This is a genomic window from Fuerstiella marisgermanici (genome assembly GCF_001983935.1).
Lineage (GTDB): Bacteria > Planctomycetota > Planctomycetia > Planctomycetales > Planctomycetaceae > Fuerstiella > Fuerstiella marisgermanici.
In genome coordinates this window covers 1,968,869-1,981,359 of the sequence record NZ_CP017641.1, presented here as the reverse complement: position 1 = coordinate 1,981,359, position 12,491 = coordinate 1,968,869, and the positions used below count along the sequence as shown (strand labels likewise).

The 12,491-nt window shown below is 55.6% G+C and carries 10 protein-coding genes; 3 read left to right on the top strand and 7 right to left on the bottom strand.

Annotated elements, in window-relative coordinates:
• Positions 1 to 12 precede the first annotated feature (12 nt).
• The 3 genes from Fuma_RS07465 to Fuma_RS07455 are packed head-to-tail and all read right to left on the bottom strand — an operon-like array spanning position 13 to position 4,657.
• Positions 13 to 1,032 (bottom strand): Gfo/Idh/MocA family protein, encoded by a 1,020-nt coding sequence (locus Fuma_RS07465; RefSeq protein ID WP_083731875.1) that lies wholly within the window; start codon positions 1,030 to 1,032, stop codon positions 13 to 15.
• Positions 1,033 to 1,070: 38 nt separating this feature from the next.
• Positions 1,071 to 3,611, bottom strand: coding sequence for a DUF7133 domain-containing protein (locus Fuma_RS07460; RefSeq protein ID WP_145944033.1), 2,541 nt, complete (start codon positions 3,609 to 3,611; stop codon positions 1,071 to 1,073).
• Between the two features lie 38 nt (positions 3,612 to 3,649).
• Positions 3,650 to 4,657 carry a Gfo/Idh/MocA family protein gene (locus Fuma_RS07455; protein ID WP_077023574.1) on the bottom strand — a complete coding sequence of 336 codons (1,008 nt, stop codon included), beginning with the start codon at positions 4,655 to 4,657 and terminating at the stop codon, positions 3,650 to 3,652.
• Between the two features lie 160 nt (positions 4,658 to 4,817).
• Here Fuma_RS07455 and Fuma_RS07450 point away from each other — a divergent pair, with 160 nt between their 5' ends.
• Entirely contained in the window at positions 4,818 to 5,165 is a 348-nt protein-coding gene (locus tag Fuma_RS07450; RefSeq protein ID WP_077023573.1) for a VOC family protein, read from the top strand.
• Here the strand turns inward: Fuma_RS07450 and Fuma_RS07445 are convergent, their stop codons facing one another.
• From Fuma_RS07445 to Fuma_RS07425, 4 genes are all read right to left on the bottom strand, one after another.
• The gene (locus Fuma_RS07445; protein WP_077023572.1) at positions 5,166 to 5,819 is read right to left on the bottom strand and encodes a sugar-binding protein; all 654 of its coding nucleotides are present in this window, start codon (positions 5,817 to 5,819) and stop codon (positions 5,166 to 5,168) included.
• Positions 5,820 to 5,880: 61 nt separating this feature from the next.
• A complete protein-coding gene (locus Fuma_RS07440) occupies positions 5,881 to 6,648 on the bottom strand; it encodes an SDR family NAD(P)-dependent oxidoreductase (RefSeq protein WP_077023571.1) in 768 nt (255 codons plus the stop codon).
• Positions 6,649 to 6,922: 274 nt separating this feature from the next.
• Positions 6,923 to 7,816: a DUF6688 family protein gene (locus tag Fuma_RS07435; RefSeq protein ID WP_145944032.1), complete on the bottom strand. Its 894-nt coding sequence runs from the start codon at positions 7,814 to 7,816 to the stop codon at positions 6,923 to 6,925.
• A gap of 1,482 nt (positions 7,817 to 9,298) precedes the next feature.
• Positions 9,299 to 10,399 (bottom strand): PDZ domain-containing protein, encoded by a 1,101-nt coding sequence (locus tag Fuma_RS07425; protein ID WP_077023568.1) that lies wholly within the window; start codon positions 10,397 to 10,399, stop codon positions 9,299 to 9,301.
• Between the two features lie 279 nt (positions 10,400 to 10,678).
• Here Fuma_RS07425 and Fuma_RS07420 point away from each other — a divergent pair, with 279 nt between their 5' ends.
• Complete coding sequence (locus Fuma_RS07420) at positions 10,679 to 11,482, top strand: 3-keto-disaccharide hydrolase (protein ID WP_083731874.1); 804 nt, start codon at positions 10,679 to 10,681, stop codon at positions 11,480 to 11,482.
• 234 nt (positions 11,483 to 11,716) lie between these two features.
• Positions 11,717 to 12,487 carry a hypothetical protein gene (locus Fuma_RS07415; RefSeq protein ID WP_077023567.1) on the top strand — a complete coding sequence of 257 codons (771 nt, stop codon included), beginning with the start codon at positions 11,717 to 11,719 and terminating at the stop codon, positions 12,485 to 12,487.
• Positions 12,488 to 12,491: the final 4 nt, after the last annotated feature.

Genomic DNA, 12,491 nt, shown 5'->3' with positions numbered 1-12,491 from the left:
GCGATCGCCAAACTATTTGTTGCTCGCCGTTGTTCTGGCATTTTCTAAAACGGTTTTCAACGCCACAGAAGCACCGCCCTGGCGTTTGCTTTCGTCGGCCGCTTCCATGAAGGCGAAGATTTCCAGCGTCTCAGCTTCACTGACAGGAGCCTTGCCGCTGCGAAAGAATTTGACGATCTCCACGATTAACGGTTCGTAGCCATCGAAGCCGCCTCCGGGAACGATGCTTTTTGTTCCGAACACTGTTGAGCCGTAGCCACGCTGCCCATCACGGATGCCTCGGAACGTGCCGATGCGACCGCCTTTCCACACACCAACCGCCATGTCGGTTCCTTCGGTGTGCACGCGGGTCACTGATTCGCAGCCGGTGCCCATGATCGTAAACAGCGGTTCAACTCCGTGAATGCCGTACCAGAAAAAATCGGGATGGTGAGGTTCCAGGGCACAGGGCGCATACTGATCACAGCCCACGATTTCGCCCAGCTTTGGATCCTTGCCGACATTCAATGTTCGCGATGCGAATCGCAGCGAGGAACTCGAAAAACACGGAGCGTTGTGTTCTTTGGCCAACTGAAAAATACGGATGGCATCGACGAGTGAACCGGCGATGGGTTTGTCCACAAACACAGGCTTGCCGGCAGCAAACACAGGCCGCACTTGTTCCAGATGAGTGCGTCCGTCGATGCTAAGAATCATCACGACGTCGACTTTGCTGATGAGTTCGTCGATCGAATCCACCATCTCGACACCGAGTGCTTTGATACCTTCGATGCTGTTGTCTCGGATCTGAATGCTTTGCGGAATATCGTCACTGCCGCCGGCAAAAGCGGCCACGACCGTCATGTCGGCTAGCTCTCCAGTCGCGTCGGCGGCGTTGATGATTTTTGTCCACGGCAAAGCGTGAGCATCGCAACCAATGATGCCGGCTTTAAGAGGCGGCCGTTCATCGGCGGAAGCCGTTCCGGTTAGCGTTGATAAAACGCACGCGATCGCGAGGGCGAAGTGCATTGCTTTGGCGGTGAGCGAATTCATAAGAGATTATCTCCGGTTGTTGGTGTATCGTCAGCCCGCTATGGGCGAGCTTTGTAAGCGGCTGCGTGCGGATCGCCGCCGGATTTTAGGAATGCAATCACGTCCAGTATTTCATCCAGCGTCAGGACATTCACCAGACCGGCCGGCATGGGCGACAGACTGGCCGGTGATGTCTGTTCAATTTCCTCGCGTTTTAACGCCACCGTCTCAGCACTCAGCAAATCGGGCTGGACGGTGATCATGATGGCTGACACGCCAACCGGGCGACCGGTAACCACTTTGCCGCTGTCCATCACGTAGTTGCTGAGGCGATACTTTTCGTCAATCACTTTGGACGGGTGGACAATCGATTCCAGCAGCGCGCGTTCGTCAAAGCGGCGTCCGACGTGCGTCAGGTCCGGTCCCGTTGAGCTGCCTTGCTCGCTCACGCGATGACACTTCACGCACTGCGCTTTGGCCAATACGGCGCGGCCCTGTTCCCATGATCGACCGTGACGAGTGCGCGGCAGTTCGGCTTCCAGTTCTTCCCACGTCCACTGTTTGACAAACGCAGCGGGAGGCAATTCCGGTACGTCGGCTTCTTCAGAAGCGACCGCGAGTTGTTCCAGTCGAGGTTTCAGGTGCTTCTTTTCCGCGTCGGTCAATTTGGCAATCGCGTCTTCCCGAATATGCTGCAGAGAAGCATCCAACAGATTTCCGCCTTGATAACGGCGAGCCGCAAGCAACGCATCAAAGAACGTCTCGCGTGTTTCAACCGTCCAGCCTTCGGACACACGAGCCAGCCGTTGTGAATAATAGATGGCGTCTTCCTGGCTGATCGCCGTGCGGATCAATTCGACTGTGCGCGGGACTACGTTGGGAGCCTGAAGGTAGATCAGCAACTGGCATAATTCACGATTCACGTAGGTACTTGTGTGCGGGTACAATGAATCCAGTTGGCTCAAGGCACGAGCTTTGTTTGCTTCAGAAGGTTTGCTCTGGCGAATAAAGCTCAATTGCCACAATCGCAGAGCGTCCAGCAATTGTTCTCGATCCAGCGTCTTCAACGGCAATCGATTCAGTGCCGCCAATAAGTCTGACTGATCCTCAGCACGCCCCAAATGAGCCAACGCCAGCAACGCGGCAATCGACGCTCTCGGCTGCGATTCACGCAACGCACGTTCGCGCCACAATGCGGGATACTGACGTTCAACGGCCAGACGCGCCGCAAATCGCAACCAGCGATCGTTGCTGTTCAGAAGAGGCCAGGCAACATCAACTGCCTTGGAGTCGCGGCGTCGGTGAAATTGTTCCAACTGGTGTCGGACTTCGCGTGCAGCGACGGCTTCCTGTGCCTGCTGAGTTTGCTCGGCGGTGAGCGACTCTTTCGCAACTTCAGGGCCATCATAAGTGACTCGATACAGCCCCGACTGCGAACCGCGACCGCCGGTGATGAAGTACATGGCTCCATCTGGTCCAAAAGTCAGGTCGCAAACGTTTAACGCTCCGCCTTCCAGAAAGACTTTGTATTCGCCGCCATAGCTGGCACCGCGCGGCGTTAACTGAACCTGAAAAATGCGGCCATGCTGCCAGTCGCCCATGAATAAAGAGTCACGGTAGCCTGGCGGAAATTTTGACCGCGTACCGAACTCCATCCCCGTCGGTGAGCCCAAACCGGTATCGAGCGTCGTCGGCAGACTATCGGCAAAGTATTCCGGCCACTTGCCCGTTCCCCATCGCCATCCGTATTCGCCGCCGGAGACAACATGGTTCAACCGAGTCGGGCGGTACCATGGCAGCCCGACATCCCATTCCATATCCGCGTCGTAGGTAAACATTTCGCCCTCGTTATTGAAGGCCACGTCGAACTGGTTGCGAAAACCTCCGGCGACGATTTCCCAGTTCGTACCGTCGGGATCGGTCTTCACAATATGCCCCACGCGAATGTCTTCCACGGAATCTCGCGGTTCAGGCAACAGGTGGTCGTCCTGTGGATTTCGATAGGGCGAATCGACCGCGAAACCTTCCGGAAACGCCACATCGTTTCCGTTGACGATGTACAGCATGTCGTCTGGGCCCAACACAACCTGGTTGGGTCCGTGTCCGTAGCGACTTTTGTAATCGAAGGACTTCATTTCCTGTACGGAATCGAACTGATCATCGCCGTTATTGTCTCGCAGACGGAACAAACCGCTGGCGTTTGTTGCACACACATACAGGCTATCGTGTGCCCAGAGAATGCCTCGACAATGCTGCAGCTTGTTATCGATCACTTCGAAGTGATCCACACTGTCACGTTCGTCGTTCAGAGACAGTCGCACCACGCCGCGTTTGTCGCGTCCGAGCACAATTCGACCGCGATTGTCGAACGTCATGCTAATCCACGAACCTTCGCCCTTACCCGCCGATCGCAGCAATTGAGCTCGAAACCCAGCGGGCAGGGAGATCGAATCTACGGGAGTCGCCTGGCCACCGCCGGGAAGATCATCATCACCGTGCAGAGGTGCAGCGACACAACACAGCAGCAAGGTTAATAGAACTCGTTGCGACACGCGTGAATTCCAGCGAGGGTTTGTGAGAACGGAGCTTGGTGTTTTCAAAACGATGTTCCTTGCTGAAACGCGGTGCGCCGTTCGATTCAAAATGCAATCACAGAACCAGACTCAGCAGATTTCGTGGCGGCCGCCATCCATGCCACGGCAGCTCTGGATTCGCCAGGAGTAATTCGTGTGGGCGCTTCACCAGTTTGCACGCAGTTCGCAAAGTAGCGCAGTTCTTCCTGCAGGACTCCGGCGTACTGGCCAAACGGACGAGGCCAGTACATCGTGTCGGGTATTTTTACGCCCGCGGCATCATGAATTTGCAGGCCCGCTTCTCCGCAGTTGATGTACAACGCTCCTTCCGTGCCGATGACTTCCAGCCGAGCATCAATCGCATAGGGCGTGCTTTCGGGTAGGTGCCAGACCGATTCGACGACAGCCACGGCCCCGTTATCCAGCCGAGCGATCGACCAGCCTCCATCCGGGTATTTGTTTTTCCCAGGATGAACTTCCTGAGCATAGACCGTCTGCACTTTGGCTTCACTGAACCACAGCATGAGGTCAGCATCGTGGATACCGTCTCCCATCAAAGCGGAAATGTCGTCTAACACCAGTTGGCCGATTGCGGTGGAAAGGTTTCGCCGAGCGTGCATCGAAATGATTGTGCCGATGCGTCCCTGCTCGATAGCTTCTTTCGCCAGAGCGACTCGGGAATCAAACCGACAGATGTGGCCCACCATAAACAGGCCGCTTGCTTCTTCGGCCGCCTTCACAATTTCGTCGCAGTCAGCGACCGTCGGCGCCATCGGCTTTTCCAGCAGCACATGCTTGCCGGCTCGCAGTGCATCAATTGCAATCTGGCGATGATCGTTAATGTGAGTCGTGACGCTTACGACATCAACATTGGGATCGGCCAGCAACTGGTGGTAGTCCGTGTAGCGATTCTCAACGCCAAGGCGGTCTGCGATTTCGGCAACTCGTTCGGGGCGCCGCGTACACAGAGCGGTCAGTTCGATGTCCGGCATTTCGGCCAGGTTGTCAGCATGCACTTCGCCGAACCAACCCAGGCCGATAACTCCCCAGCGGATCGGCTTTGTTCTATTCATTTTGAACTCCTTTTTTTGTGGATCCTAACCGCACAATTCCACACTTCAATGCATGCCCGGAGTGCAGGCTCATCGCAGTTCCTGTATTCTCATCCGACACGCGACAGGCAACATCGCCGGATTGAATTAAGCAACGTTGTTACGAAAACAAGGAGTCAGCATGGGCAGAATCTTTCATCATATTGGCCTGCCAACGCAGGAGAAGCAACCAAACGAATCGTATGTCGAAGACACAAAAGTCTGGGTGACAGATCCGGCAGACCATCCGTACCGCGTCGAATTTCTTCGGTTCGAAAACGACTCGCCGGTCACTGGTCCGCTGCGCGATATGCCTCATGTGGCTTACCGAGTTGATGACATGGCGGCGGCTGTTGCCGGCAAGGAAATTATCCTTGAGCCGTTTACTCCAATGGCCGGTTTAAGCGTCGCATTTGTGAAAGAAGACGGCGCGGTAATTGAGTTCATGAAGTTCGAAGGCGGTGCAACGGAGTTCGCGGATTTGGCGTGATTAACGGACCAGTCGAATGGTTCCGAACGATGTGGGCACGTGGAAGTCAGGAGTCGAAACTTCGGGATCGACCCAGCTCATCCAGTCTTCAACAATCGCTCCGCCACTCGGACCGTGACTGAATTCTGCTCGGTACAGCCCCGCAATCAGGTAATCGCCGCCGTCATCACGGTGCAGGCAGCTTAGTGTCTTGAATGTCGCAATCGGTAGGCTGGCTTCCACCACGTAGCCCGCGTCATTCAATGACGTGGCTACCTTCAGACCGTCGCATGCCCACTCAAAGTCCAGCTCTCGATGGAATCGGGCCTGGTAGTCAAGCACTTCCCCGCGCGGATCAAATTCGATTCCATAGTACGGTTTCAAATCGGGCCCGGTGCTGAAGAAGATTTCCACGCGGTCCGATCCGATCACCTTCTCCATCGCGTTCGCCCCATCCCCAAGCACTACATCGGTGTCAGTGACGTCATAACGCAGAAACAGAGACTGGTCGTTCCACAACGCGCGGAATTCAGTGGCGGGGGGCGTGCGTTTGATCCACGGGAAGTCGAAATCGGTCAATACATTGGCCGCCTGCCAGCGAGAAAAGCTGCCGTGACCGTCGATGGCAATCGACGCGCCGGGTTCGAGACGTTTGGCTTCGTAGGTTTTCGGCATGGTGGTGTTTGGACGGGAAGGTGCGGAGTTATTGCAGTGTAGCGGCGGCTGGAACGCTTAATCACCACGGCGGTAGTGGCATAGTGCCGCCGTCCAATGTCAGAATCGTTCCGTTGATGTAGCTGGCGTCGTCACTGAGTAGAAAAGCGGCCGCTTTGGCAACGTCTTCCGGTTCTCCCAGACGTCGCACAGGAATTTTTTTCGCGACCTCTGCATACAACTCCTCGATCGGCTTATCCCAGCCCTGGCACGTCGCCGCCAGCATCGGTGTCTTCACGGTTCCGGGGCTGATACCGACCACTCGCACAACGCCCGCGTAGTCGACGGCAAGGCAACGAACCAAAGCTTCTAACGCAGCTTTGGATGCACAGTAAACGGCATGTTGGGGAAAACCGATTTGGGCGGCGACGGATGTTGTTGCCAGAATCGTCCCGCCGCCCGTCGCCCGCATCGCCGGGATGCCGTACTTTGCCGTCAATAGAGCTCCCTTAACATTGACGCCCATCACTTTGTTCCAGATGGCGTCGTCGAAATCTTCCGCCGTCCCCTGTCCCCACGCACCGGCGTTGCAGTGGATCGCGTCGATTCGGCCAAATGCAGCCACGGCGCCGTCAATCAGACTTCGCACCTGGTCTTCCTGAGTCACGTCACACGCAATGAACTTTGCCCGCGACGTTTCGGATAACTCGGCTTCCAGCGCCTCACCTTCGGCCTGCTGAATAGACGCCATGACAACGTTGGCCCCCAACTGAACGAAATGCCGCGCACAGGCTTCGCCAATTCCGGAAGTGCCTCCGGTGACAACGATGGTTCTATCTTTCAGGGACATGATCACTTTCGTATGTGGAGTGTTTCGTCACTCGGACGCGTGTCACACGCCCCCTTGCAAAACTTTGAGTGCACGAATTCATTGTGTGAACTGCTCTGCCATTTTTCTAGCGGTTGGCAAACAGTTTCGTAACTCACACGCGTCACATTTTTCAGTTCGAACGCAATGTTGACTCAAAGCTTCCGCATGGAAAGCGTTCGCCCGTTGGCCAGGCACCTGGCATTCTGAAGACGCACAGTTGATGCGTGAATCAGGGCATACTGTTGCAGTTTCGTCAGCGGCCGATGGTCACCCGGATTAACCATTCGAATGGCTTCAGCATCAAATACACGCAGTCCGCCTGCCAGCGAAACCTGATTGCGCGTGCGATCGGCGGAGCAACGCGGTTGTAGACTTGCCGAGCGACTTTGTGAACGACTGGTTTACGCTCCTGTAACCAACGTTCGAACGTGCGAAAGACAGCAAGCTGGTCGTTTGTCAGCTGTCCCGTGGTCGTGTCTACTGTACTTCGGACAACCGTTTGATGCCCTCGGCAGGCAGCAGTAACGATAAAACAACCTGGCGGCTCGTCAGGCAGCTCTGACACGATTTGCTTGGTCCTGGCCGCTCCGATGGTCACAGTCGCCGCCATTGTCATTAGCCACCCGACGATCAACCACACATGTCTCGCTGTTATTCGCGGCAGACCACGTCGTTGAATCAGAGTTTGGAGACCGTAGAAATAACCGCAGCCCGCCGACAACGGAAATAGCCAAGCGCCCTTCAGGTTGCCGAGCGTGAAAAATGCGCATATGAGAATGCAAGTCACCAAACTGATCGGCGTCAATAGTGTCTTGTGGGCGTACTCCGTGTCGACGACTGTCCTGCCAATCAGGAAATTGGCCATAGCAAACGGTGGAAAATAGATCCACGACGCCGAACCTCGCGCTAGGTAATTGAAATAGGATTCTCCACTATCTTTCCAATGGAGCGATGGAGAACTTGCATGCAGGGACAGCACGACTACGGGAAAGATTGTGGTAGGCACCAGCAGCAATAGCTTTCGAAGAATGGTGCGCTCACAGAAGAATTCCGGGTGCCACGCTGCGCGAAACGCGACGATGGCTGGCAAAGGTGTGGCCACGCAAAACAATGCTGCCAGCGCTACCAGCAAGTAGATCTGTGCCATTTTCAACACCATCGCCGTGACAAAGCATGAGCGGGTGAGCCACATACACGCCCGCATTCGGTGTTCATTACGTGGATGAAGCAAGCTCTATTTGACGACTCTCAGATTTCCTGCACCTAGCCGCGGATAGAGTTTAGGGCTCCGCTTGCCGGCAGGACTTGCCGCTCGCGAGGTTTCTTCTGCGGAGTTGACGAGTTTAAGGCCTGTGGGCAGTGTGTCAGACGGTCATTCGGATCGGAACGGCGCCGAAATTTGTCGACAATCCGCGTGTTGCAGCGTTAATAGAGATAGTGAGCGGCAGGATCGCCGCCGGGACAACGACGCATGGAATTAGCATCGGAAGTGTTTGTGGAGGAATGATGTACTGAACTGAAAGGATGGAGTTATGTTGACTCAAGGATGGAAATCGATTTTCAGAATGATAATCGTGGTAGCCGCGACAGCGGGGATGAGTGGATGCATGTCGACCGGGGCTGGATCGTCCCACCCGTTCGCAACGATGTTTCAGAACTACGAACCCGTGCGGGGCTCAGGTGACGCGGTGACCGCTCCCATCTTCGACCGCACAGTTGCAGCCCCGAACCAGTGTCTGATGCACGCAGCCATGTGCCCGAGCGAATGTGACTCGAAGTGCAACCTCTGACCTCCCAAAGCTGCAGTTGAGGTTGGTTCCTGGCCGGTTAAGGAACGCCGGAACAAGCAAGTGGCGCATTGTCGTGGAGCGCTCCGCGATGAGGGCGCTGGATCGAATTAAGAACCGCTGAAAAACCTGTGTGAGCCGCGACGTTTTTGGTTTCGTTTCAGGCAAGAAGTGAGGAGGAGGCGACAAATGTCGTCGACGACGAACGAAGCCGCCTGAGACGTAAACGCAAGGGTCCCGACGGGTTGCGACGACAGCAGCCGGTCTGCGGCGTCAGCGCTCCTCGACGACATCTGTCGACTCGTCACTCTTCCTTGCATCTCGACCACTGTCGTCCCAACGCGGCCACACAGGTTTGGTTACGGGTCCTAAGATCCGCGACGTCAATTGTTGCGACGTTTGTCATACGTGACCGGCCCGAATATCTATTCCAGTGGGCCTACGCTGCAAAGTGTGTTTGAAAATGCCACGGAAAGCGGTTGCAGCGTGCGATTTTGAGTCGTGCGGCTGGTCAGAACGATCAGTTCTCGTTGTGAAACACCCTTTATTCACTGCGAAAACGCGTGAATTTCGCGGCGTTGGAGAATTTTAGAAAATTCGGCACATTTTCTGCGATTCGCCTATTCGATCCGGTTCAAGATTCGTAGCCTGCAGCCTTGCACAGCGTGAATTTTTTCTGCGGATCGATCGATTCGTAACGTGCTCGCATATATCTATACGGAGATGCTACTTCGTTCTCCTCCCACGTACTTCCGCGAGCCACTTAATCTGACGGCTTCGTTTGCATTTTGCAGACGAAGCCGTTTGTCGTTTGGGCTTGGAAAACGCGGCGACAAGTCCCGTTAGTTGGGGCTCGCTTCCAAATCGCTCCATCCTTTGAGCGTCACCTCAATTACCTGCACCGTTGGTTCGGGGCGAGGAAATCGCTGAGGCAGGATGAAGCCGTTATTCATCGGGACTACTCGGCCTCGTTCGACGATCAGCCAGATCTTGTCGCCTTTGCGGTAGGCCTTCAATCGTTCGACAAGGTGGTCGAAGTCTTTCAGCTTTTCGGGTTCCTTGACGTCAATATCAGCCGGTTCGACGTCTTCTGGTGGAGCTGCGTCCAGCATTGCCGTCAGAACGTCGCCGATTTGCAATTTGGCAGCGGCCGCCGAACTGCCGCCGGAAACATGCCTCACTAAAACGCCTGGCGCAAATGCCTGCTCGCCCAGAATTCCCAACGCAACGCGCGAACGTTCATTAATGCGGCTTTCGCCCACAAGATCGCGCAAACGACTTCGCTGATCGTCGTTCAGCGGATGCCCTTCCAGCAGCCAAACAACCAGACCAGACGCTCGCAAACCCGGATCCGCGAGCGCTTTCAGGCGTTCCATCACGGAAATGCCCTCATCCCCGCCCGTCCATTCTTCGCCGACAAACAACTGCACGTTTGGTCGAGAAGCGGCCGGCCCCCAACGCATGCCCAACTGCCCGGTGAATGAACCCGCTCGAAATTCCGCCCCCATTTCTTCGAGTATCTTGGCGGCTAGTTCGACGCGACGTTGCCAACGTCTGTTTAATATTCGTTGAGCACCGTCCGCCAACAGAAGGCGATCAGACTGTGCCAGCCGCTCAAGCAATTCCGACGCCGCGCCGCTTTTGGTTTTGCCATCCTGCATGTACCGAGCGTCCAGTTCGGCAAACAGCCGCGCGGCAACTTCTGCATTCAGTTGACCTTCGGGCAGGTCCGCAATCTGTTGAAGTTGATCGACGTCGACGTCCTTCAGGTTTTCTGCGGCCTGCAGCCGAGTCGAAAAGTCGTCCGACCGTAACGCAGCCACCAAACCGGTCAATGCGCTTTGGTTCATCGTCGGCGCGGCGGCATCTTCCGCCAGCGACGTCGAGCATCGGGAAAGGCTGGTCACGAGGAACAGCAGGGTAAACAGTGCGGTGTTTTTCATGATGCCTATTGTCCGTCGACAACGGCAGAATTGCAATACGCAACCGCTGCTGCCTGGACGAAGCCCATGCGATGAAAGGCGGTTGCCCGGCGAACCTGGCCTGACTGACCGCGCTAGCCCACATCACAACTTTTTACGCTATGCAAAGTCGCGTGACGCATCGACATTTCGAGCTTCCGGGCACGTCACGGACGTGATTTTTCGAACTTCCTTTCGCGGACCACGGCATTCTGTAAACTGGTCGAAACAAACGAATCAACATTCTGCGGAGAATTCATAATGGTATTTGCACGCCTTCCTCGACTTTCCACAATCGTCGCGGTGCTGTCCATGGCGGCGGTTTCGACGCTTCCGTCTGCGATCGCTCAAACGAAAACTTCACCGGCTGACGAGCCGGCTGCAAACGCAACAGCCAAAAACGATGACGGAAAGGCGGACGACGCATCTGCTAAGAAGTCAGACAAAGCGAAGAAATCGGACGCCGATGGCTGGTCGCCGCTGTTCAACGGCAAGGACCTGACAGGTTGGAAGTCAACGGAATTCGGCGGCGAAGGCGAAGTGTATTTTGAGAAAGGCAACGTCGTGATCACTCAGGGCGTCCAGCTGTCCGGAATCACGTCGACCCGCAAAGATCTGCCGAAGAGTAACTACGAAGTGCAGTTCGAAGCTCAACGAGCTGCCGGCAGTGACTTCTTCATCGGCTTTACGTTTCCCGTGAAGGAATCCAGCTGCAGTCTGATTTGCGGCGGTTGGGGAGGTGGCGTTTGCGGTCTGTCCAGCCTTGACGGGATGGATGCCGTGGAGAACGAGACCACGAGTTATTCGAATTTCGAAAACGGCAAGTGGTACAAAGTTCGGTTGCGAGTGACCGACGATCGCATCGAAGCATGGTTGGACAAACACAAGATTGTGGATGTCGAAACGGCCGGGCATAAGATCGGCGTTCGCTTCGAAGTCGACGCTTCCCGACCGATGGGTTTCGCGACTTTCCAGAGTACAGGTTGGATACGGAACGCGCGCATGCGGACCTTGCCAGCGGCCGGGAAGGCTGGCGCGAAGGATGCCCAAAAGTCACCAAAATGATTGTGTGTGATGCTTTCCGACAACGTGCTGAACATGTTGCCGAAACGCAACATGGATTCCACGTCCCCTGCATCATCGGCCGTTGGTCAGCGTTTTTGCTGCTGAATCTCACTTCGCACCGGAGGCTTCCGTTGGCGGTTTCACAAATCGGACTTCCGGCATTCGGTTTGCCGTTAAGAAATCCTTGCGCGTGAAGCACACGCTGTCGTAAGTCATACTGCCGGAATTTACATCGTGAAACTTGCCTACTTAGTCGAAGTCGCCGCTCTCGCATCAGCTCACAGCCGATTGCTGATTGAGAAGTCTGAGGACATCCCGAACGCATTGTTGGGGGATTACTACATTCACAGTCGCAACCGGTTTAATCGCTGGATGCGTGACCTGAATGACCTCGAACACGGCGTGACGATTCGCGACCCTCTGCATCTGTTTGGACTTAGCCCGAAAGAGCCGCCCGCGCTTTCGCTGGCGCAACAGATTCTGGTCAATGACCTGCTAAACCGCGTATGGACGGTGATGCTGGTGGCGTGTGATCGTCACCGACGTCAAACGCGGATTGAATCACTGGCTCACAACGTGTTTCGCAGCCACCAGACAGTCCGCCATCGTGCGTTGAGCGTATGCCTGAACGATTCCTCGCTGGAACCTGAGCAGGTTTTGCAAATCGAAAAGCTGCGAACGTCGGCAGAACGCTGGGCTGACCTGCTTAGCTGCGGGCTGATGGATTCGTACGCCTTGTGGGACTACGCTTACGACGAACAGCGCGCCCGCGAATTCTATCGCGACCGCTTTCACCGAGAACGCATTGCCCCTCAAAACAGTCAGGCCTGGACTCTGATCCTTGCCGGCCTGCGTCACAGCTTCCCTGAGACTGGTGGCCTCGCGTCGTCAGTCCACGACGACGACCGCATGATCACTCGCTGCATCATCGAGTGCTTCCCGGGCGACACGCAAAGCCTCGCGGTGTGGTCACTTCCGACCATCGAACGCGGTCAGCGGATTTGAGAAA

Excerpts from the sequence above, each read along its gene's own strand:
- Fuma_RS07425 (WP_077023568.1), bottom strand. The coding sequence starts at position 10,399 with ATGAAAAACACCGCACTGTTTACCCTGCTGTTCCTCGTGACCAGCCTT.
- Fuma_RS07465 (WP_083731875.1), bottom strand. The coding sequence starts at position 1,032 with ATGAATTCGCTCACCGCCAAAGCAATGCACTTCGCCCTCGCGATCGCG.
- Fuma_RS07440 (WP_077023571.1), bottom strand. The coding sequence starts at position 6,648 with ATGTCCCTGAAAGATAGAACCATCGTTGTCACCGGAGGCACTTCCGGA.
- Fuma_RS07445 (WP_077023572.1), bottom strand. The coding sequence starts at position 5,819 with ATGCCGAAAACCTACGAAGCCAAACGTCTCGAACCCGGCGCGTCGATT.
- Fuma_RS07420 (WP_083731874.1), top strand. The coding sequence starts at position 10,679 with ATGGTATTTGCACGCCTTCCTCGACTTTCCACAATCGTCGCGGTGCTG.
- Fuma_RS07450 (WP_077023573.1), top strand. The coding sequence starts at position 4,818 with ATGGGCAGAATCTTTCATCATATTGGCCTGCCAACGCAGGAGAAGCAA.
- Fuma_RS07455 (WP_077023574.1), bottom strand. The coding sequence starts at position 4,657 with ATGAATAGAACAAAGCCGATCCGCTGGGGAGTTATCGGCCTGGGTTGG.
- Fuma_RS07435 (WP_145944032.1), bottom strand. The coding sequence starts at position 7,816 with ATGGCACAGATCTACTTGCTGGTAGCGCTGGCAGCATTGTTTTGCGTG.